General features: G+C 67.7%; 18 protein-coding genes. 12 read left to right on the forward strand and 6 right to left on the reverse strand.

Annotation, left to right across the window (positions count from 1 at the left end; all coding sequences use genetic code 11):
• Positions 1-7 precede the first annotated feature (7 nt).
• The gene (locus CDO44_RS19950) at positions 8-760 is read right to left on the reverse strand and encodes an IclR family transcriptional regulator (protein WP_087782043.1); all 753 of its coding nucleotides are present in this window, start codon (positions 758-760) and stop codon (positions 8-10) included.
• A gap of 199 nt (positions 761-959) precedes the next feature.
• On the opposite strand from CDO44_RS19950, the gene CDO44_RS19955 reads away from it, so the two are divergent.
• The 11 genes from CDO44_RS19955 to CDO44_RS20005 are packed head-to-tail and all read left to right on the forward strand — an operon-like array spanning position 960 to position 12438.
• Positions 960-2513: an acetolactate synthase large subunit gene (locus tag CDO44_RS19955; protein ID WP_087782044.1), complete on the forward strand. Its 1554-nt coding sequence runs from the start codon at positions 960-962 to the stop codon at positions 2511-2513.
• Positions 2514-2562: 49 nt separating this feature from the next.
• Positions 2563-3357 (forward strand): SDR family NAD(P)-dependent oxidoreductase, encoded by a 795-nt coding sequence (locus CDO44_RS19960; protein ID WP_087782045.1) that lies wholly within the window; start codon positions 2563-2565, stop codon positions 3355-3357.
• Between the two features lie 14 nt (positions 3358-3371).
• Complete coding sequence (locus tag CDO44_RS19965) at positions 3372-4415, forward strand: sialidase family protein (RefSeq protein ID WP_087782046.1); 1044 nt, start codon at positions 3372-3374, stop codon at positions 4413-4415.
• 11 nt (positions 4416-4426) lie between these two features.
• On the forward strand, positions 4427-4897 hold the full coding sequence (locus tag CDO44_RS19970) for a VOC family protein (protein WP_087782047.1): 471 nt from the start codon (positions 4427-4429) through the stop codon (positions 4895-4897).
• 26 nt (positions 4898-4923) lie between these two features.
• Entirely contained in the window at positions 4924-5523 is a 600-nt protein-coding gene (locus CDO44_RS19975; RefSeq protein ID WP_087782048.1) for an amino acid synthesis family protein, read from the forward strand.
• A gap of 1 nt (position 5524) precedes the next feature.
• Positions 5525-6373 (forward strand): alpha/beta fold hydrolase, encoded by an 849-nt coding sequence (locus CDO44_RS19980; protein WP_087782049.1) that lies wholly within the window; start codon positions 5525-5527, stop codon positions 6371-6373.
• A 13-nt stretch (positions 6374-6386) separates the two neighbouring features.
• The gene (locus CDO44_RS19985) at positions 6387-6683 is read left to right on the forward strand and encodes an NIPSNAP family protein (RefSeq protein ID WP_087782093.1); all 297 of its coding nucleotides are present in this window, start codon (positions 6387-6389) and stop codon (positions 6681-6683) included.
• Positions 6684-6702: 19 nt separating this feature from the next.
• Positions 6703-8358, forward strand: a complete 1656-nt coding sequence (locus CDO44_RS19990; RefSeq protein ID WP_087782050.1) for a bifunctional 3-(3-hydroxy-phenyl)propionate/3-hydroxycinnamic acid hydroxylase — start codon at positions 6703-6705, stop codon at positions 8356-8358.
• Positions 8355-9950 carry a sulfatase-like hydrolase/transferase gene (locus CDO44_RS19995; RefSeq protein ID WP_087782051.1) on the forward strand — a complete coding sequence of 532 codons (1596 nt, stop codon included), beginning with the start codon at positions 8355-8357 and terminating at the stop codon, positions 9948-9950. Before CDO44_RS19990 ends, CDO44_RS19995 begins: the two co-directional genes overlap by 4 nt.
• Before the next feature lie 56 nt (positions 9951-10006).
• On the forward strand, positions 10007-10984 hold the full coding sequence (locus CDO44_RS20000) for a tripartite tricarboxylate transporter substrate binding protein (RefSeq protein ID WP_087782052.1): 978 nt from the start codon (positions 10007-10009) through the stop codon (positions 10982-10984).
• Positions 10985-11010: 26 nt separating this feature from the next.
• Positions 11011-12438: an NAD-dependent succinate-semialdehyde dehydrogenase gene (locus tag CDO44_RS20005; RefSeq protein WP_087782094.1), complete on the forward strand. Its 1428-nt coding sequence runs from the start codon at positions 11011-11013 to the stop codon at positions 12436-12438.
• Between the two features lie 32 nt (positions 12439-12470).
• Here the strand turns inward: CDO44_RS20005 and tcuB are convergent, their stop codons facing one another.
• The 5 genes from tcuB to CDO44_RS27680 form a co-directional block, all read right to left on the reverse strand.
• Positions 12471-13688, reverse strand: a complete 1218-nt coding sequence (gene tcuB, locus CDO44_RS20010) for a tricarballylate utilization 4Fe-4S protein TcuB (protein WP_087782053.1) — start codon at positions 13686-13688, stop codon at positions 12471-12473.
• Positions 13675-15090: an FAD-dependent tricarballylate dehydrogenase TcuA gene (tcuA, locus tag CDO44_RS20015; protein WP_087782054.1), complete on the reverse strand. Its 1416-nt coding sequence runs from the start codon at positions 15088-15090 to the stop codon at positions 13675-13677. Before tcuA ends, tcuB begins: the two co-directional genes overlap by 14 nt.
• Positions 15091-15208: 118 nt before the next feature.
• On the reverse strand, positions 15209-17002 hold the full coding sequence (locus tag CDO44_RS20020; RefSeq protein WP_233146286.1) for a serine hydrolase: 1794 nt from the start codon (positions 17000-17002) through the stop codon (positions 15209-15211).
• Between the two features lie 325 nt (positions 17003-17327).
• Positions 17328-18254 (reverse strand): LysR family transcriptional regulator, encoded by a 927-nt coding sequence (locus CDO44_RS20025; RefSeq protein WP_087782056.1) that lies wholly within the window; start codon positions 18252-18254, stop codon positions 17328-17330.
• Positions 18255-18283: 29 nt separating this feature from the next.
• Entirely contained in the window at positions 18284-18442 is a 159-nt protein-coding gene (locus tag CDO44_RS27680) for a hypothetical protein (protein ID WP_158213355.1), read from the reverse strand.
• Between the two features lie 222 nt (positions 18443-18664).
• On the opposite strand from CDO44_RS27680, the gene acnB reads away from it, so the two are divergent.
• Positions 18665-21250, forward strand: coding sequence for a bifunctional aconitate hydratase 2/2-methylisocitrate dehydratase (acnB, locus tag CDO44_RS20030; RefSeq protein WP_087782057.1), 2586 nt, complete (start codon positions 18665-18667; stop codon positions 21248-21250).
• Positions 21251-21362 lie beyond the last annotated feature (112 nt).

The raw sequence follows: 21362 nt of genomic DNA on the forward strand, positions 1-21362 counted from the left end.
CCTACTTTCAGGCCTCCTGTGCGCCCCGAGAGATCCGACGCGTGATTTCTTCGGCGGCCTCGCGCAGTTGCTTGGCTAGGTATTCTTCGTTGAACGCCTGGAAGCGCTCCACGGACCCAACGGCAGTGATGCTCCCCAGTATCCGCTTGCGTTCGTCGAAGATGGGAGCCGCGATCCCCGCCTTGTCCGGATCGAGGTCACCGGTCGTCAAGCAATAGCCTTTGCGGCGTATCTCCAGCATGGCGCGCGAAAAATCCTTCCAGCTTGCTCCCAGCCGCTGCATGTCCGCTTCCTGCGCATGCTCATCATAGAGACGCCGTAGTTGCCGGGGCGGCAGGTTGGCCAGCACTACGCGCGCCGTGGCGCTGCGCAGCAGCGCCATGGGCCGGCCGCGCCCGAAGCGCAGCGGCTCCGCGTCCCGTCCCGGATGATGGTGAACGGTGATGACCGTGCTGCCATACAACTCGCTCAGCAGCACGTTCAGGCCCGTTTCTTCTCCCAAGGCCTCGATCAAGTCCCGGCTCTTCGTCAGCATGGGATCGTACTCGCGCATCTGCAGATCGAGCTGGATCACGCGCGGCCCCAGCGCGTAGCCGCCCGGCAGCCGCACCAGCAGTCCGACCGCACATAGCTCGCGGATGTAGCGATAGGCCGTGGCCGGTGCATAGCCGAGCTGATTGCAGATCACGTCGACGTCCACGGCAGGCTGGTCGGGCCTGAAGAGGTCGAGGACATCGAGCATGCGGCGAAGGCTGTTCATGAGGGGCGAGGCAAGGGAAAACGAGGCCCGCCAGGGTGCCGCAACGGCGGCGCTTTGGCAAGCCGGGCTGCTCGGCCGATACGTCCTTTTTTGCAGATTTATCAAATAAGCAAATTTCTATCAAAACAGTGGCCTCAATATTTTTATTGAATTTACATTTTTATCGAATAGCGATAATACTGAAAAAAAGGAGTTCGATATGACGACTGGAGCGCAAGCTTTGCTTTCTGCCTTGCAGGCGGAAGGGGTGGAAGTGTGTTTCGCGAATCCCGGCACGACGGAACTGGACCTCGTGCGTGCGTTCGACACCGTGCCCGGCGTGCGCTGCGTGCTGGGCCTGCAGGAGAACGTCTGCACCGGCGCGGCCGACGGCTACGGCCGCATGCGCGGCGCGCCGGCAGCCACGCTGCTGCACCTGGGGCCAGGTTTTGCCAACGGAATCGCCAATCTGCATAACGCCCGGCGCGCCCGCACGCCCATCGTCAACCTGGTCGGCGATCACATGAGCTGGCATCTGCCTTTCGATGCGCCGCTGACATCCGACATCGAGTCGCTGGCGCGTCCGGTGTCGGGCTGGGTGCACCGGGTGACCAGTACCGCGGACGCCGCATGGGCGGGCCGGGAGGCGGTGCGCGCCAGCCTGGCGCGGGGTGGGCAGGGCGCGACCGTCATCTTCCCGGCCGATTTCCAGGTGGGCGAGGCCGGCGGGAGCGATAAAGCCAAAGCCGCCGACGCCCATGCCCGCGAGGAACCCGCGTCCATCCCCGACCTGGCGGCCTGCGCCGCACGGCTGAAGTCGGCGCGCAAGGTTGTGTTCCTGTTGGGTGGAGGCGGGCCGGCCAGCGGCCTGGGCGCCCGCGGCCAGCGTGCCGCCGCCCGGCTGTGCGCCGCGCTGGGCGCGTCGGCCTATGCCGAGACCTTCCCGTCGCGCGCCGAGCGCGGGGGCGGCCTGCCCGATTTCGACCGTTTGCCGTATTTTCCGGAGCCCGCCCGCGCGGTGCTGGACGAAGCGGACGTGGTGGTGCTGGCCGGCGTGCTGCCGCCCGTGACCTACTTCGGCTACGAGGGCCATCCCAGCCAGATGGTGGAACCTGGCCGGCTGCTGCCGCTGGGAGCGCCGGGCGAGCCGGTGGCCGATTATCTGGAGGCGCTGGCCAGGATGCTGGATGCGCCCGCCTGGGAGGGCGTTGCGCCGGTCCCGCTACCGGCGCAGCAAGGCCGGCTGACCCCCGCCGCGATCTCGGCCACGATCGCGCGGCTGCTGCCCGAGGACGCCATCGTCTCGGTAGAGGGCGGCACCTGCGGCTACCCGTTTTACGCCGCCTCGGCAGCTTCGGCCCGCCACACCGCGCTGACCAATACCGGCGGCGCGATCGGACAGGGCCTGCCGGTGGCGCTGGGAGCGGCGATCGCCAGCCCCGGGCGCCGCGTGGTGGCGCTGCTGTCGGACGGCAGCACGCAGTACACGGTGCAGACGCTCTGGTCGCTGGCGCACGAGAACTTGCCGGTAGTCGTGCTGATCGCCGCCAACCACCAGTACGGGATCCTGCGCAAGGAGCTGGCGCGCGGCGAGCAGCCGGGCCCGCAGGCCGAGGCGCTGACCAGCCTGGACCGGCCGCGCATCGACTGGACGCGGCTGGCCGAGGGCTATGGCGTGCCGTCCAGCCGTGTCGAGACCGCCGAGGAACTGGGCGAGGCGTTCGCCGCCGCCTGCGCGCGTCCCGGGCCGACCCTGATCGAAATGCAGCTGTAGCGCAGGCTGCCCTCCGGGGCCGCAGCGACAACGATTCACTGGAGAAATGATGGACCTAGAACTGAAAGGCCGCGCGGCGGTCGTGACGGGCGGCAGCTTGGGCATCGGACGGGCGACCGCCGAGGCCCTGGCGGCCGAAGGCGTGAACGTGGCGATCGTCTCGCGCAACCAGGCCCAGCTCGATGCGGCCGCGCGCGAGATCCGCGCCGCGCATGGCGTGGACGTGCTGCCGGTGGCGGCGGACGTGTCTGACACCGCGCAAGTAACCGCGATGATGGATCGCGTGGCCGCGCACTTCGGTCGCCTGGACATCCTGGTCAACGGCGCGGCCCATCCGGGCGGGCTGGTGCGCAGCGAGATCGAGCTGGCCGATCCCGAGGGGCTGCTGCAGGACATCAACATCAAGGTCGTGGGCTACATGCGCTGCGCCAAGGAAGCGGCGCGGCACATGAAGGCCGGCGGCTATGGCCGCATCGTCAACATCGGCGGGCTGACGGGGCGCGGTAGCAAGCAGCTCTCGGGCATGCGCAACGTGGCCGTCTGCCACATGACCAAGACACTGTCGGACCAGCTCGGACCCCATGGCATCACGGTCAACGTGATCCATCCCGGCGTGGTCGAAACGCCTCACATCCGCGAGCTCTATGCAAAGGAAGCAGCCAAGCAGGGGCTGAGCGTGGATGAGGTGGAGGCCAACTACATCCGCGCCACGCCCATCCGGCGCACGCTGACGCCCGCCGAGATCGCCGACACCATCCTGTTCCTGGCCTCCCCGCGGGCGGCCGCCATCACCGGCGAGTCGATAGGCGTGGACGGCGGCATCACGCGCGGCATTTTTCTTTGAGCGGGAGAAGCACCATGCAAGGCACGTTATTGGTCGGAACGGCCGGACAAGGCATATTGCGCAGCGTGGACGACGGCGCGAGCTGGCACCGGCTGGGCTTGAAGGAAGCCATCGAATTCGACGGCGTGGTCCGCTGCCTGGCTGTGGATCCGGCCGATCCGCGGCGCGTGTTCGCCGGGGCCGATTGCGGCATCTGCCTGAGCACGGATGGCGGCGCACATTTCTCGCGCATCGCCTCGCCCGCGGACGGCATGACGGTCTGGGCCTTCGCCATTGATCCGCGCGATCCCGCCGTGATGTATGCGGGCACTGGCGCCCCCTCGCGCGCGGCCATGTTCCGGTCGCTGGACGGTGGCGCGAGCTGGGTCCGGCTGCCGCCGGAGATTCCCGAGTTCTGCCGCGGCGTGAACCGGCCGCGCATCCTGGCCATCTGCGTGGATCCGGCCGTGCCGGGCGAGGTCTGGTTCGGCGTGGAGGAGGGCGGTGCTTGGCGCAGCGGCGACCGGGGCGATACCTGGACGCGCGTCGACCAGGAGGGAGCGCGCGAGGGCGCGATCGCCAACCCCGATATACACGGCATCACCATTCTCGGACCTGCGGATGGACATCCCAAAAAGACCCTGGTGCTGTCGGTCAACACGGTCTATGCCAGCACCGATGAAGGGCGGACGTGGGCGGGCGAGCCTTCGCGCCTGCGCTTCGACGGCATGTACTACACCCGCACCGCCCAGCTCCTGGCCGATGGCAGCGCATTGCTGCTGGCCATCGGCGACGGCACGCCCGGCACGCGCAGCCACATCTACCGCTCGGCCGACCGGGGCGCGACATGGGAACGGGCGCTGCTGCATGCCGCGCCCAACTCGACGTTCTGGGCCTTCGGTACGCACGCCGCCGATCCGCACTTCGTGCTGGCCGGCACCAAGTATGGCCACCTGTTCCGTTCCATGGACGGTGGCCGCAGCTGGTTCAAGGACTGGCGAGACTTCAGCGAGATCACCTCGGTCGCGTGGACGCCCCACGTGGCGCCGGTGCACGCGCATCCGCAGTCCATCGTCTGAGGAGACACGCCATGCAGGACATCAAGCCCCGGATCACGCGCACGCATCTTTCCCTGTTCGTGGCCGATCCGTTCAAGTCGGGCCCCTGGTACGAGGACGTGCTGGGCATGACCGAAACGGCGCGCGGCGAGAAGTGGGTGTTTCTCTCGTTCGGCGTCAAGCACCACGACATCGCGCTGATCCGCGCCGAGTCCACGGACGGCGCGCCGCTGTCACGGGGCCAGATCAACATGCAGCACTACGGCCTGGAGATAGACGGCGACGTCGACGAACTGCGCCGGCTGTACGGGATGCTGCTGCGCAAGGGGGTCGAGGTCGTCAAGACCACCGACCACAAGGTCGGCTACGGCGTCTATTTCCACGACCCCGACGGTCACCGCCTGGAGTTCTTCTGCCACACGGTGCACGACGACGAAGAAGGCAAGCGCATCTTGCACCAGTATCACGCGCCCAGCGATCCCATCGACCTGCAGCCGCTCTGAACCGACATCGATCCACGGAACCCATCATGAAATCCCCCAACTTCGGCCCCTACCATATCCGCAAGTGGTACCTCCAGATCGAGGACGCGCTGGCCACCGAATCTGGCATGCCCGCCGACGGCGCCCCCCTGCGCAAGATCGTCGTGGGCGCGGTGCTGCACAACCCCTACGCCGGCCGCCACGAAGACAACCTGGGTGCCTACATCGAGCCCTCGAACCTGCTGGGCGCGGAGTTCGGCCGCCGCATCCAGGAGGCCGCCGCCGGCACGCCTGTCGAGAGCTACGGCAAGGCTTGCCTGGTGGGCGCGGACGGCGAGTACGAGCACGGCAATGCGCTCCTGACCACGGTGTTCGCCAATCCCGTGCGCGATGCGCTGGGCGGCGCCCAGTCGTGGGTGCCGTCCACGGGCAAGCGCGGCGGTCCGGGCACGATCATCGACATTCCACTGGCGCACAAGGACGCCCTGTACGTGCGATCGCACTACGACACGGTATCGGCCATGTTCAACGATGCGCCCAACCGCGACGAAGTGCTGATCGCCTTTGCCTTCGCCACGCGCGGCCGGCTGCATGCCCGTCTGGGTGGTTTGAAGGCGAGCGAGATCGTCGGCGACGGGCTGAACTGAAATGGATCGTCGCGACCATATCGTCCACTGCGGAGCGCTGCGCCTGCATGTCGCAGACTGGGGCGGGACCGGTGGCTGGCCGGTGCTGATGCTGCACGGCATACGCAGCTTCGCCGACACCTTCGAGGGGTTGGCCGGCGCGTTGCAGCCGGGCTACCGGGTACTGGCGCTCGACCATCGCGGCCGCGGGCAGAGCGAATGGGACCCGGGCCGCAATTACTACACCGATGCCTACGTCGAGGACGTGCGTGCCGTGGTCGAACAACTTGGGCTGTCCCGTTTCGATCTGCTCGGGCACTCCATGGGCGGCATCAACGCCATCGTCTATGCGGCGGCGCATCCCGACCGGGTGCGCAAGCTGATCGTCGAGGACGCCGGACCGGGAGCCTTCGACGATAGCGATGGCGCCCGGCGCATACGCGCCGAGCTCTCTCGCACGCCCGAGTCCTTCGCCGACTGGGGCGAGGCCGAGACCTTCATGCGCGAGATCCGGCCGACCGTGACGCCCGAGGCCATCGCCGCCCGCCTGCGCCACATGCTGGAGCCGCACGGCGACCGCCTGCGCTGGCGCTACGACCATGCCGGCATCAAAGCCACCCGGCTCGATCCGGATCCGGCGCGAGTGGTCGACCTGTGGCCGCCGGTCCAGGCGCTGTGCTGCCCCACGCTGGTCCTGCGCGGCGGCCGCTCGGACTACCTGAGCGCGGCGACCGCCCGGGCCATGGCGGCGCGCAATCCCGCGATCGCCTGGCGGGAGATTCCCGACGCGGGTCACTACGTCCATGATGACCAGCCCGAGCGGGTCGCGCTCGCGGTCACGGAGTTTCTCGGCGCGGCGCCCACGCCCTAAGGAGATGAACATCATGATGATGGAAATGCGGACCTATACCCTGGTGCCGGGTGGCAGCGCGGAATACCTGCGCATCTACAACCAATCCGCCCGGGCGCTGCAGACGCGCATCCTGGGCAATCTGGCCGGCCTCTATCAGTCCGAGACCGGCGAGCTCAACCAGCTCGTCTTCCTCTGGGCCTACGAATCGCTGGACGAGCGCGCGAGCCGCCGCGCGCGGCTGGCCGAGGACGCCGAGTTCGCGGCTTTCCGCAAGTCGGTACGGCACCTGCTGGTGAGGCAGGAAAGCCGCATCCTCGTGCAGGCCTGAGGCGCGTCGGAGAACAGGGATGAACAAGTCTTGCGACGTGCCCGTGCTTGTCGTCGGCGCCGGTCCGGTGGGCGCGACGCTGGCCAATCTGCTAGGCACCTACGGAGTCGGCACGTTGGTAGTCGACCGCAGCCCGGCGATCCTGGAGTATCCGCGCGCGGTGGGGCTGGACGACGAGGCCATGCGCACCTTCCAGGCCGCCGGCTTGGCCGAGGCCATGCTCCGCGACATGATCCAGAACGTGCCCATGCGCATGTACGGTGCCCGCAAGCAATGCTTCGCCGAGATCCTCCCCGCCACGCGCGAGTTCGGCTGGTACCGGCGCAACCTGTTTTCGCAGCCCCTGGGCGAGCAGACCCTGCGCGCCGGCCTGGCGCGCTTCCCGCACGTCGCGCTGGAGCTGGGCATCGAACTGGTGGCGTTGGAGCAGGACGAAGGCGGCGTCACCGCGACGCTGCGCCGCCCGGACGGCACCGAGCGCATGGTGCGCGCCGCCTACCTGCTGGCCGCCGACGGCGGCCGCAGCACCGTGCGCGAAGGACTGCTCAAGCTGCCCTTCGGCGGCCAGACCCACGCCCACAAGTGGGTGGTGATCGAGTGCGACGCAGACCCCCTGGACGCGCCCTATACCGCGCTGCATTGCGAGCCCGCGCGTCCCTATGTCTGCCTGAAGCTGCCCTATGGCATCCGCCGCTGGGAGTTCATGCTGTTCGACGGCGAAGACGAAAACCAGATTCTCGATCCGGCCAAGGTGCGCGAACTGCTGGCGCCGCACGTGCCGGATCCGGAAGCCTTGAACGTGATCCGCGCGCGCGTCTACACCCATCACTCGCGCATCGCCGGATCCTTCGTGGTCGGACGTGTCTGCCTCGCGGGCGACGCGGCGCATCTTACGCCGCCGTGGATCGGGCAGGGGCTCAACGCCGGCCTGCGCGACGCCTGCAATCTTGCCTGGAAGATCGCGTGGATCGTCGGCGGCCGCCTGCGTCCGGAGGCGCTGCAGTCCTACCATGACGAGCGGCACGCGCATGCGAAGGCGATGATAGACCTGGCCGACAGGTTTGGCGCGGTGCTGTCGCTACGCAACCGCTGGCTTGCCATGCTGCGCGACGCGTTCTTCGGCGCCATCCGCGGCATCCCGGCGGTGCGCGACTATGTCCTTCAGATGAAGTTCAAGCCCATGCCCCGGTATCGCGCCGGAGTCGTGCAGGACAGCGGCCAGGCGACGCGCGACGAGCGCGTCGGCCGTATGTTCATCCAGCCGCTGGTGGAGAAGGACGGCGGCGATTTCCAGAGATTGGACGATGCGCTCGGCCCGGGCTTCGCGCTGCTGATTCGCGCACCAGCAGCGCCGCTGCCGGGGAGGCTGGACAAGGAGTTGAGGCGCCTGGGTTGCAGGCTGGCCGCGGTCGCGCTGCCCCGCAGCGGCCCCGCGCCAGGGGCGCGTCCGCCGGCGCCGGCCGGCATGAGCCTGCTCGAAGATACCGAGAACGCGCTGCACCGCTGGTTCGCGGCGGCCGGCGCCGATTGGGTGCTGTTGCGTCCCGACCGCTACGTCGCGGCGGCCGGCAGGCACGCCGACATGCAGGGCGCGCTGGAGCGTTTCGTCGCCGAGTTCCTGCCGACTCCGGCCGAGCCGGAATCCGCCACACTCGTCCTGGAGGCCGCCGCATGAACGCGCCGAACGACATCCCCCCCCATGCGGCGCGCAACGTGCTGTTCATCATGTGCGACCAGTTGCGGACGGATGCCTTGTCCTGCTACGGCGGGAGCGGCGCCTTGCGCACGCCCAACATCGACCGGCTGGCGGCGATGGGCGCGCGTTTCGAACGCGCCTACGTCAGCTCGGCGGTGTGCGGGCCGTCGCGCACGTCGTACTACACCGGCCGCTATCCCAGCTCGCATCGCGTGACCTGGAACCGCGTGCCCATGCCGGCGGACGAGTGGAGCCTGGGAGACTACCTGGCCGAGGCAGGCCGCGACTGCTGGTTGCTGGGCAAGACCCATTTCGTGCCGGACCGCCGTGGGCTGGCCACGCGCGGCCTGTCTGCGGAAGGCGCCGCCGGCGAACGGTTGATGGAAGGCGGCTTCAAGGTGCTGGAACGCTATGACGGCCACTTCGAAATGGAGGCGGGCAGCGGTTATCGCCGCTACCTGATCGAGCATGGCTATGATCGCGACCGGCCTTGGGAGCGCGATGTGATCGGCAGCACGGGCCCGGACGGCGGCTTCGCCACGGGCTGGCTGCTGCGCAACGCGGGCCTGCCGGCGCGGATCGCCGAACGCCACTCCGAGACCGCGTATCTGACCGACCGGGCGATCGATTTCATCCAGGGACAGGGCGAGCAGCCGTGGGTGCTGCACCTGTCCTACATCAAGCCGCACTGGCCCTACAAGGCGCCCGCGCCCTACCACGACATGTATGCGGCGGAAGATGCCGCCGCGCCGGTGCGTGGCCAAGCCGAGCGCGAGCGGCCTCATCCGGTGCACGGCGCCTATCAGCGCCACGAGGAGTCTCTTTCGTTCGCGCAGGACGAAGTCTGGCGGGCCGTGCGGCCCGTCTACATGGGACTGGTCAAGCAGATCGACGACCACATCGGCCGCCTGCTCGGTCACCTGGAGCGCGCGGGCCGTTTGCGCGACACGCTGGTCGTCTTCTGCTCTGACCACGGCGACTTGCAAGGCGACCACTGGCTGGGAGAGAAGGAGTATTTCTTCGAGGGGGCCGTGCGCGTGCCGCTGATCGTCTACGACCCGTCGCCTGCCGCCGATGCGCGGCGCGGCCATGCCGTGGCCGAGATTGCCGAGTGCGTGGACGTCGTGCCCACCATTCTGGACGCGCTGGGCCTGGATGTGCCCGCGCATCGCGTCGAGGGGCAGTCGCTGCTGCCCTGGGTGCGAGGCCAGGCGGCCCGGCCCTCGAGGGAGTTCGCCGTCGGTTTCCTGGACTACGCCTATCGCGAGGCACGGTTGTTCCTCGATCGGGGCGTGACCGAGTGCAGCGGCATGATGCTGGTGGACGACCGATACAAATTCCTGCGCTGGGAGGGCTTCCGCCCGCAGTTGTTCGACCTGCGCGAGGACCCGGGCGAGTTGCGGGACCTGGCCGAAGAAGCCTGGACCGCGCCCGTCCTGCGCCGCATGGGCGAGGCGCTGTGCGACTGGAACTGGCGCCGCCAGCGCCGCTGCACCGAGGCCTTCGAGCAGGTCGCAGCCCGCACGCATGCGCACGAACGCATGATGAACATCGTCATCGGGCGCTGGTAAGCCCGCTTCCTCGTGGTGGCCGGGGCATCCCGGCTCCATCGTCATCGGAGAGCATCATGGCAAGTCTGAAGTCCCTTTTCGCCTTTCTTGCGCTGGCCTGCGCAGTCTACCTGCCGGTCCGGGCCGAGACGCCCTGGGGGCCGGAGCAGGTACGCATCGTCGTTCCCTATCCTCCGGGCACCGAACCCGACGTGCTCGCGCGCGACCTGGGCAACCAGCTCGCCAAGCGCACCGGCAAGGTGTTCGTCGTGGAGAACAAGCCCGGTGCCAATGCCATCATCGGCGCGAGCAACGTCGCCAAGGCGGCGGGCGACGGGTCGGCCCTCTTGATGGTCGACCGGCTGGCGCTGGTCGCCAATCCCTTCCTGTACGCCAATCTGCCCTACGACTGGCGCAAGGAGCTCAAGCCTGTGGCGGACGTCGGCCACATCGACCTGTACGTGGCCGTACGCAGCGGCCTGGGCGTGAGCGACTACAAGGGGTTCATGGACAAGGCGCGCGCCGGGCGCGGCGGCATCAACGTGGGCACCGGCGGGAACGGGCATGTGTCCCACCTGGGCATGGCCATGCTGGCCGCCTCCGAGGGCGTGGACTTTACCTACGTACCCTTCAAGGGCGTGGCGCCCGCGCTGACCGCGCTCCTGGGCGGCGAGGTTGACGCCTTGATGGCCGGCGGACTGGTGATGAGCCAACAGATACAGAGCGGCAAGATCAAGGTGCTGGTCAGTGGTGCGCAGACGCGTAGCGACTTCCTGCCCGAGGTACCGACGCTGGCCGAGGCCGGCGGCAAGCCCGCATCCATTCCGTCGACGGTGTTCTCGGTCTTCGCGCCGGGCGTCATGTCCGACGGGCTGGCCGCGCACATCAATAAGGAAATCCGTATGGCGATGGACGATGCGGTGCTGCGCGCCAACTACGGCAAGCGCGGCGTGGAGATCCGCATACCGGCCCCCGAGCAGACGCGCGCGGAGATGGAGCGGGATGCCGCCGTGTACGGACCGCTGATCAAGAGACTGGGCGTGACGGCGCAATGACTGAACCTCGAACCAGGAGCGCGGACATATACCGCAAGCTGGCTTTCTACATCGATGGCGAATTCTTCGACGCCGACGGAGGTCACGGCAGCGAGGTCGTCAACCCGGCCACCGGGCAGGTCATCGGTCGGTTGCCCCATGTGGGTGTCACAGAACTCGACCGCGCCGTCGCCGCCGCCGAGCGCGCCTTTCCAGGATGGCGGCGCACTTCTCCGCTGGCGCGGTCCGACCTGTTGCGACAGGTGGCGGCGCTGGTCCGTGAACGAGCCTCCGGCATCGCGCGGGACATCACGCTGGACGAGGGCAAGCCGCTGGCTGAGGCCCTGGTCGAGGTCGAATCCTGCGCCGAGCACGTGGAGTGGCATGCAGAGGAATGCCGCCGCGTTTACGGCCGCGTGATCCCGGCGCGCCAGCCGGATGTGCGACAGCTCGTGGTGCGAGAGCCGATAGGTGTGTGCGCGGTTTTCTCGCCATGGAACTTCCCGTTCGCCCAGGCCATCCGCAAGGTGGCCGCCGCGCTGGCGGCAGGCTGCACGTTGATACTTAAGGGACCCGAGGAATCGCCCAGCGCGGTGGTCGCGATTGCCGAGCTGTTCCACGATGCCGGGCTGCCCCCCGGCGTACTTAACATCGTGTGGGGCGATCCGGCGGCGATTTCGCGCCATCTCATCACCGCGCACGCGGTGCGCAAGATTTCCTTCACCGGCTCGGTGCCCGTGGGCAAGCAGCTGGCCGCGCTGGCGGGTGCGCACATGAAGCGGATGACGATGGAGCTGGGCGGCCATTCCCCGGTCCTGGTGTTCGCCGATGCCGATATCGAACGGGCAGCGGCGATGCTGGCCCGCTTCAAGCTGCGCAACGCGGGCCAGGTATGTGTGTCGCCGACCCGCTTCTATGTCCAGCGGTCCGCCTATCCGCGTTTTCTGGAAGCCTTCGCGCAGGCCATGGCCGAGACCCGGCTGGGCGATGGGCTGGACGAGGGCACGCAGATGGGACCGCTGGCCAATCCTCGCCGCGTGGCTGCTATGGCCGCGCTGGTCGAGGATGCCGTCGCCCGTGGCGGTCGCATCGTGACCGGCGGCACCTGCCGCGAACGGCAGGGGTTTTTCTTCGCTCCGACGGTGCTGACGGGCTTGGCTGACGATGCGCGGATCATGCAGGAGGAACCTTTCGGTCCCATCGCGCCGGTGGTTCCCTTCGACACCGAGGATGAAGCCGTGCGGCGCGCCAACGCCCTGCCGTTCGGCCTGGCCTCGTACGTCTTTACCGAATCGCTCAAGACGGCTACGCGGGTGGCCGATGGTTTGGAGACCGGCATGGTGAACATCAACCACTTCGGTATGGGGCCGGCGGAGATTCCCTTCGGTGGGATCAAGGACAGCGGGATGGGAACCGAGGGCGGGACCGAGACCTTCGACGGGTACCTGGTGACCAAGTTCATCACCCAGGTCTAGGTGCCGAGGGCCGCGCTGGTCCCTTCAGTCCCTCAGTCCGGCGTCAACCGCGTGCTGCTCGGCTGGCGCCGCTCGATGCTCCACTTCAGCAGCGCGGCGCATCGATAAATGCCATGCGCGAACTTGCCGTAGGGCAGGGTCAGGAACAAGGCCATGACCACGCCCAGGTGCATCGCCAGCAGCAGACCCATGGCGCTCGTGTCGCGCAGGGCCAGCAGCGCGAGTCCGGTCAGGCTGGTCAGGAACAGCAGGCAGATGAAGCCGCGGTCCATGGGGCGCTGGTCGGGATCGCCGTGTTCCGGATGGCGGTGCAGGTTCAGCCACAACAGTCCGGCCGGTCCGATCAAGAGGCTGATGCCACCCGCGGTGCCCAGCACCACGGGCAGGCTGGTCAACCGATACGGCGCGTGCAGGCCCAACGCATAGTGATAGAGCGTGGCCACGCAGGTGGCTGCAAAGCAGAGCATGAAGCCGTAGAAGGTGAAGTGGTGGAACCGGCGCCGCGCCAGGGTGAACGCGTCGTCTTCTTCGTTGCAGCCCTTGCCGTGTCCGCCGTCCAGGTACTTCAGGCGCAACGCGTCGTGCGTGGCCTCGGCCACGGCGGCGCCGGTAGGCGCGCCGGGAGACACGTTCCGCCAGAAGCGCGCCACGCCGACTCCCAGCGCGACGATGGCGAGCACGAACACGGTGCCGAACAGCGCCACCAGCAGGTTGTGCGGAAAAATGGCGTAGAAGTCGCCCGCGAGCGGCGCATGCCAGAGGCCGCCGTTCATGGCTGCGGCCAGCACCAGGAACAGCGATAGCGCGAAAGCCGTCGCCAGTGCCAGCGTGACGCCGTTGTGGCGGTACAGGCGTCCGAGGAAACCCGGCCAGGCATAGTCGCCGTAGGTCTGCACGCGGACTTTTGCCATGGCGCGCGGCACATTGACGGCAAACTCGTTCGGCGGCGCGTACTGGCAGGCATGCAGGCAGGCGCCGCAGTTGTGGCACAGGTTGGCCAGGTAGTGGACGTCGGCCTTCCCGAAGTCCAGCCTGCGCATCATGGCCGGGAACGTCGCGCAAAATCCTTCGCAATAGCGGCAGGCGTTGCATATCTGCAGGACGCGGGCCGCTTCGCTTTCCTCTGCGGTCAGCGCGGTCGTACAGGCATCGCCCCGCGCGGCGGCGTCGGTGCGCCATTGCACCGGCACGGCTTGTACGCCGGACGCCAGGGTTTGCGCATCGCGCGCGAGGTCCTCAAGCTGCTTCAAGATCGGGTGCTCCGTGAGTGCGGTTCTGCGCGGCCTCGGCGGCGCGGGTGCCGGCGATGCGGCCGAAGGCCGTGCCGATGGACATGCCGACGCCGGCGGTGTAGCCCTTGCCGAGCACGTTCCCGGACATCATTTCGCCGGCGCAGAAGAGGTTGGGACTGGGATGGCCGCCGAAGTGCACGGCGGCGTTCTCGTCGACCTTGGTGCCCAGGTAGGTAAAGGTAATGCCCGGCCGCAGGGGGTAGGCGAAATAGGGCGGCGTATCGAGCGGCCGGGCCCAGTGCGTCTTGGCCGGCGCGATGCCCTCTGTGCGGCAGTCGTCCATGACGGTGTGGTCGAAGCGCTCGCCGCGGCAGGCCGCGTTGAATTCCCGCACCGTCCGCATGAGACGGGTTTCGTCCAGTCCCGTCTGGCGGGCGAGTCCCGGCAGGGTGTCGGCCCGGATGCCCGGGAAGACCGGCGGCATGAAGCGCCCGACCGCCTTGGCGTCGATGATGGAATAGGCGATCTGGCCGGGCTGGAAGGCCACCAGCCGGCCCCAGATCGCATAGCGCTTGGGCCAGAAGTCCTCGCCTTCGTCGTAGAAGCGCTGCGCGTCGCGATTGACCACGATGCCCAGCGATACGCAATCCAGGCGGGTGCAGATGCCGCCGTCGTACAGCGGCGAGCGCGCATCGATGGCTACGCAATGGGATTGCGTCGGGTCGCCGATCATGTCGGCGCCGGCGCCGATCATGAACTTCAGCAAGGCACCCTGGTTGTACCGGGTGCCGCGTATCAGGAAGTTGTCCGCCGGCCATTCGCCCCGTTCGTTCTGGCCCCAGGCTTCGCGCATCCATTGCAGGTTGGACTCGAAGCCGCCGCACGCCATGACACAGGCGCGCGCGGGAATGCGCTCGTCCCCGGCCAGCGCCGCGACGAAACGGTCGCCGTCCAGTTCCAGCGCATGCACCGGCGTGCCGTAGCGGATCTGCACGCCCAGGCGCTCGGCGCTGCGATAGTAGGCATTGACCAGCGCCCGGCCGCCGCCCATGAAGAAGGCGTTGGTGCGGGCGATGTGCAGCGTGCCGGATAGCGCCGGCTGGAAGTTCACGCCGTGCTTGCGCATCCAGTCCCGGCAGTTGGACGAGGCCCGGATGACAAGGCGGGCGAGCTTTTCATCGGTCATGCCGCCGGTGACCTTGAGCAGGTCCTGCCAGAATTCCTCTTCAGGGTAGCTGTCGACCAGAACGTCTTCGGGACCGTCGTGCATGCAGCGCAGATTGCGCGTGTGCTGGGAATTGCCCCCGCGCCATTCCCGCGGCGCGGCTTCCAGCAACATGACGCTGGCGCCCGCTTCGCGCGCCATCAGGGCCGCGCACAAGGCGGCGTTGCCGCCGCCGATGACCAGGACATCTATCATTCCGCCTTCCTATCAGTGTTGGGCCACTGTAGGCGGGGCGGCGCCGGCGCGCTAGACGGCGGGCCGGCAATGGGGGTTCACGATTTGTGAACGGCCACGATGGCGTGGCCAGGCGCGATCAATCGTCGACCAGCGGGCGATAGAGCGACGAGCCCGCACGCAATCGCTCCTGTCCGCCCACGGTCTGTATCTCGATCTCGACCAGGTCGCGCCCATGATTGACCGGTACCTGGACCGTCATCCTGGCGCGATTGCCGCCGTCCGGCCGGAGCAATTGGCCGTCGTTCCACATCAGGTATCCCGGTAAGTCGGGCAAGGTGCCCAGCGATACGACGCCATCGCCCAGGACCAGCGAAACGGAGTCGGCCGATTCGTTGACGGGCTGCCACCGCGTGCCGACCCGGCCTTGCCAGGCGGACGGCAGGGGAGCCGGCAAGGGAGCCAGGCGCTGCCCTATAGGCATAGAGGCGCGGTAGTGCCCCGCCCCGGCCGTGACGCGCTGGATCAGGTACTGTTTGCCGTCCACGGACTGCCAGCGATAACTGTTCTCGGGCGAGACGTCGTTCCACCACCAGCCGTCGGCGCGCGAAGTCAGGCCCTGCGCGACGGGGGCCCAGGCGCCGGCTTTCCAGCGCAGCACGTCTATCGTGCGGGCGTCGACGGCCTGGACCTTGAACGGCGCTTCATAGTTGGCATAGATACCTGCCAGTGCGGCCGCATCCACGGACGGTGCGGAAGTCGCCGGGACGCCCGTCAGCGCCGCGGGCAAGGCGGGGATCGCACGCACCGTCGCCAGGGCTCGCAACAGCACGCCTTCGGCGATGCGCAGCGGCCCATAGCCGGCGCCCGAACCCGTCAGCAGCAACGCCATGCGCTGGTCGGGCAACACGAAGAACTCGGTCGCAAAAAATGCCGTGCCGCCATTCTTCTGCCAAGCCTTGATGCCCACGCTATCCAGGCCGGGCTGCCGCGTCGCGTCCCAGCCCAGGCCCCAGCGCCATTCGGGACAGGGGTTGATGCGCAGGCCCGTCGTCTGGTCCCTGCCCATTTCCTGGATGGCCGCCTGCGACACGAGGCGTTTGCCCTGGTGCATGCCCTGGTTCAGGAACAGGGCCGCCAGCCGCATCATGTCGCCCGGCGTGGACGCCAGGCCACCGGTGGCATAGGCCGACACGAATTCCTGGCCCATGCGCCGTCCCTCGTAGACCGGGTGCACGAAGCTGCCTTCGGGGAATGCCTGCACCGCATAGGCCGACCGGCTCATGCCCAGTGGTTCGAGGATCTCGCGCTGGACGAACTCGGCATAGGGCAGGCCCGTCACCGCCGCGACCAGGTTTTCGACCATCGTGAAACCGTCATTGCAGTAGACGGCCAGCTCCCCCGGCAGGTGTTTCAGGTGGAAATAAGCCAGGCCGTCCGCGGTGTCCTGCGCGTAGCCGTCGATCGGCGCGAAGGCGAAAACGTTGCGCCAATTGGTGCCCGGCAGTCCGGAGGAGTGGCTGAGCAGATGACGCAAGGTGATCCGGTCGTATTCGGCGGACAGCATCGTGAAGCCCGGCAGATAGCGGATGATCGGCGTATCCAGCGCCAGCTTGCCCCGGTCGCAGAGCACCATCGCCGCCAGCGCGGCCATCACCTTGCTGACGGAGCCGATGTTGAAGCGGGTATCCACGGTGGCCGCCACCTTGCCTTGCGGATCCGCCGTGCCGAAGGCCTCTTGCCATACGACTCCTGCGCTGGTCATCAGCGCGACCGAGACCGCGGTGGCTTGTTCCTTCTCCAAGGCCTGGCCGATGGCATCGCGTCCCCATTGTATGGCCTCGGACAGGCGTCCGGCGTCGGGCGCGGGATCGTCGCCGCCGCCGCAGCCGGGCAGCACCCGGAGCAAGGCGCCGGCGCCGGCAAACTGCATCCAGTGCCGGCGCGACGGAGAGGGGGCCCGGGCCAACGGGGCGGACTGTCCGGCTGCAGGGCAATCCAGATCCAGGCTTTTTGAATGCATCTCGATTACCCTCGCTTCGTGCGCGTGTCGGGGCAACGATTCTATCTTCGGCTCATCCGTCGCTTCCGCCCGCATTTCCATTTGGCGAGAGATTCTTTGCGACCCGGTTCACCGATCGATGCAGGGTGAGGGGCAGGGCGGGAGCAAGCGCTCAGTTCGGAAGCGCGCCAACCTCGGCGTACCGCGCTCTATGCGGGAGCGCTGCCGTGCCCGGAGAGGCGGATCGTCAATGGGTTCACGATTCGAAAATAGTGGCCCCGGGCCAGTGGCCTTCGCGCACCAGGGACCGCATCAGGTCGGCCAGGACCACCCTTGCGGCCAGGGCGGGCGGCGACAGCTCGTCGTCCGATACGCTGGTGACGACGTTGCGCCGATGCAGATAGGGGGCATCCAGCGGGTACAGGCAGAGCGCGTCGTGCAGCCGGCCCACCGCCACGCCTGGCTGTATCGTCGCGATCGGGTGGGCGAGGACGATGTCCATGAGCGTGGTCAGTCCGTCGATCTCCAGCGTGATGCCGGGGTCGACCCCCGCCCGGTCGAAAGCGGCATCCACCAGGATGCGCAGGCCGTGGTTCTTGCTCGGCATGGCCAGCGGCAGCCGGGCCGCCTCGGTCACGTTCATCGGTTCCAGCGGCTGGCGGCCTGCCACCACGCCGGGGCGGGCCACGACGAACAATTTCTCGTCCAGCAGCGGCATGACGCTCCAATGACGTCCGCTCTCGGTCTGGAACAGCACGGCCAGATCCAGCAGTCGTGCGTTGAGCATGCCGGCCAGGTGACCCGAAAGGCTTTCCACGAGATGCAGCCGCACGTCGGGATAGCGTTCCTGCATGGCGGCGACGAAAGGGCGGGCCAGCAGCGAGGCGGTCGACGGAGCGAACCCCACGCTCACGGCGCCCGACAGCCGCGCCTCGCGTGCCGCGACCGCCGCGTTGTCGGCGTGCCGCAGCGCCATCTGCGCCTGCCGCCAGAAAGCGAGCCCGGCATCGGTGGGAATGACGCCGGTGGCCGTGCGCTGCAGCAGGCGCGTGGCGAGTTCCCCCTCCAGCCGGCTGATCTGCTGGCTGAGGGCGGACGGCACAAGCCCGAGTTCGCGCGCGGCGCGTCCCATGCTGCCCAGTTCGACCACGCGGACGAAATAACGGAGCTGGCGGAGTTCCATGGGGGCGGGGCGCGGCCGGCTACGCCGTATCAGCCCGGCACGGCGAGGAACAGGCGGGCGAGGCCGTCAAGCTGGACGACCTCGGCCAGCACCTGGGCCTGGGCCCTGGCCTGCTCGCGAGTGAAGCCCGATTCTTCCAGGCGCTCGGTGACTTTGAGGGTATCGAATGCGTAGGGCACGGCGGGCATGTCCTTTCCTGTATGAAGGCATCGTAACAAAAAGTCGCCAGCATGCCAGCGGCGCGCCCGCCGGCCTGTCCGGACGGCCACTATCGGACCGGAAGGTCGGTGTCCCGCGGCAGGGCGGAATGCTTATGTCTTATATAAGATATAAGACAGTTGCAGCCAGCCGCCGCTGGCCCTACAATTCCGGCGTATCGCCCTCAATCCCTCCACACCGGGACACCTTCAATGCTTGAATCCTACCGTCAACACGTCGCCGAGCGGGCCGCGCTTGGCATCCCCCCGCTGCCGCTGTCGGCGCAGCAAACCGCCGACCTGATCGAGCTGCTCAAGAACCCGCCCAAGGGCGAGGAGCAGACGCTGGTGGATCTGCTGACCCACCGCGTGCCGGCCGGCGTGGACGACGCCGCCAAGGTCAAGGCCTCGTACCTGGCCGCCGTCGCCCTGGGCAAGGAAGCCTGCCCGCTGATCGACCGCGCCAAGGCCACAGAACTGCTCGGCACCATGCTGGGCGGCTACAACATCAGCGCGCTGATCGAACTGCTGGACGACGCCCAGGTGGGCGGCATCGCGGCCGACGGCCTGAAGAAGACCCTGCTGATGTTCGACGCCTTCCACGACGTCAAGGAAAAGGCCGACAAGGGCAACGCCAACGCCAAGGCCGTGCTGCAGAGCTGGGCCGACGCCGAGTGGTTCACCAGCCGCCCCGAAGTGCCGCAAAGCCTGACGGTGACCGTGTTCAAGGTAACCGGCGAAACCAATACCGACGATCTTTCGCCCGCTCCCGACGCCTGGAGCCGGCCCGACATCCCGCTGCACGCGCTGGCCATGCTCAAGAATCCCCGCCCCGGCATCGAGCCGCAGGAGCCGGGCAAGGTCGGCCCGCTCAAGCAGATCAATGAACTGAAGGAGAAGGGCAACCTGGTCGCCTATGTGGGCGACGTGGTCGGCACCGGTTCTTCGCGCAAGTCGGCCACCAACTCCGTGCTGTGGTGGACCGGCGAGGACATCCCCTTCGTCCCGAACAAGCGCTTCGGCGGCGTCTGTCTGGGCGGCAAGATCGCCCCGATCTTCTACAACACCATGGAAGACGCGGGTGCGCTGCCGATCGAGCTGGACGTCTCCAAGATGGAAATGGGCGATGTCATCGAACTGCGTCCCTATGATGGCAAGGCCCTGAAGAACGGCGAGGTCATCGCCGAGTTCGAGCTCAAGTCCGAGGTGCTGTTCGACGAGGTGCGCGCCGGCGGCCGCATTCCGCTGATCATCGGCCGCGGCCTGACCGCCAAGGCGCGCGAGGCCCTGGGCCTGCCGCCCTCGAACCTGTTCCGCCTGCCCAAGAACCCCGCCGACACCGGCAAGGGCTACACGCTGGCCCAGAAAATGGTCGGCCGCGCCTGCGGCCTGCCGGAAGGCAAGGGCATCCGCCCGGGCACCTATTGCGAGCCGCGCATGACCTCGGTCGGCAGCCAGGACACCACCGGACCCATGACGCGCGACGAGCTGAAGGACCTGGCCTGCCTGGGCTTCTCGGCCGACCTGGTGATGCAATCGTTCTGCCACACTGCCGCGTATCCCAAGCCCGTGGACGTCAAGACCCACCACACGCTGCCTGCTTTCATCAGCACCCGCGGCGGCATCTCGCTGCGCCCTGGCGACGGCGTGATCCACTCGTGGCTGAACCGCATGCTGCTGCCCGACACCGTCGGCACCGGCGGCGACTCGCACACCCGCTTCCCCATCGGCATCAGCTTCCCGGCCGGCTCGGGCCTGGTGGCTTTCGCGGCCGCCACCGGCGTCATGCCGCTGGACATGCCGGAATCGGTGCTGGTCCGCTTCAAGGGCAAGCTGCAGCCCGGCGTCACGCTGCGTGACCTGGTCAACGCCATTCCCTACTACGCCATCAAGCAAGGCCTGCTGACGGTGGAGAAGAAGGGCAAGAAGAACATTTTCTCCGGCCGCATCCTGGAGATCGAAGGGCTGCCCGATCTCAAGGTGGAACAGGCCTTCGAACTGTCCGACGCCTCGGCCGAACGCTCGGCCGCCGGTTGCACGGTGCGCCTGAACAAGGAACCGATCATCGAGTACATCAACAGCAACATCACGCTGCTGAAGTGGATGATCGCCAACGGCTACGAAGACGAGCGCTCCATCGGCCGCCGCATCAAGGCCATGGAAGCCTGGCTGGCCAATCCGCAGCTGCTGGAACCGGATGCCGACGCCGAATACGCCGCCGTGATCGAGATCGACCTGGCCGACGTGCACGAGCCGCTGGTCGCTTGCCCGAACGATCCGGACGACGTCAAGACGCTGTCGGACGTGGCCGGCGCCAAGATCGATGAAGTGTTCATCGGCAGCTGCATGACGAACATCGGCCACTTCCGCGCGGCGTCCAAGCTGCTGGAAGGCAAGCGCGACATCCCGGTCAAGCTGTGGGTGGCGCCGCCTACCAAGATGGACCAGAAGCAGCTTACCGAGGAAGGCCATTACGGCGTGCTGGGTTCGGCTGGCGCCCGCATGGAGATGCCGGGCTGCTCGCTGTGCATGGGCAACCAGGCGCAGGTGCGCGAAGGCGCGACGGTGATGTCGACCAGCACCCGGAATTTCCCGAACCGCCTGGGCAAGAACTCGAACGTGTACCTGGGTTCGGCTGAGCTGGCCGCGATCTGCTCGCGTCTGGGGCGTATCCCGACCAAGGAGGAGTACATGGCCGAGGCCGGCGTCCTGGCCGAGCACGAGAAGACCATCTACCGCTACATGAATTTCGACCAGATCCCCGACTTCAAGGATGTGGCGGATTCGGTCGGCGTCTGATCGGTCGTTCGTGACGGACGGCCTGCCATGGCCGTCCAGTGGTTCCAGGCGTTTCCCGGAACGCTTGGATACTGATGGAGCCCCTGGCCGCATGGCCCGGGGCTTTTATTTT

Source organism: Pigmentiphaga sp. NML080357, from assembly GCF_002188465.1.
GTDB lineage: Bacteria > Pseudomonadota > Gammaproteobacteria > Burkholderiales > Burkholderiaceae_B > Pigmentiphaga.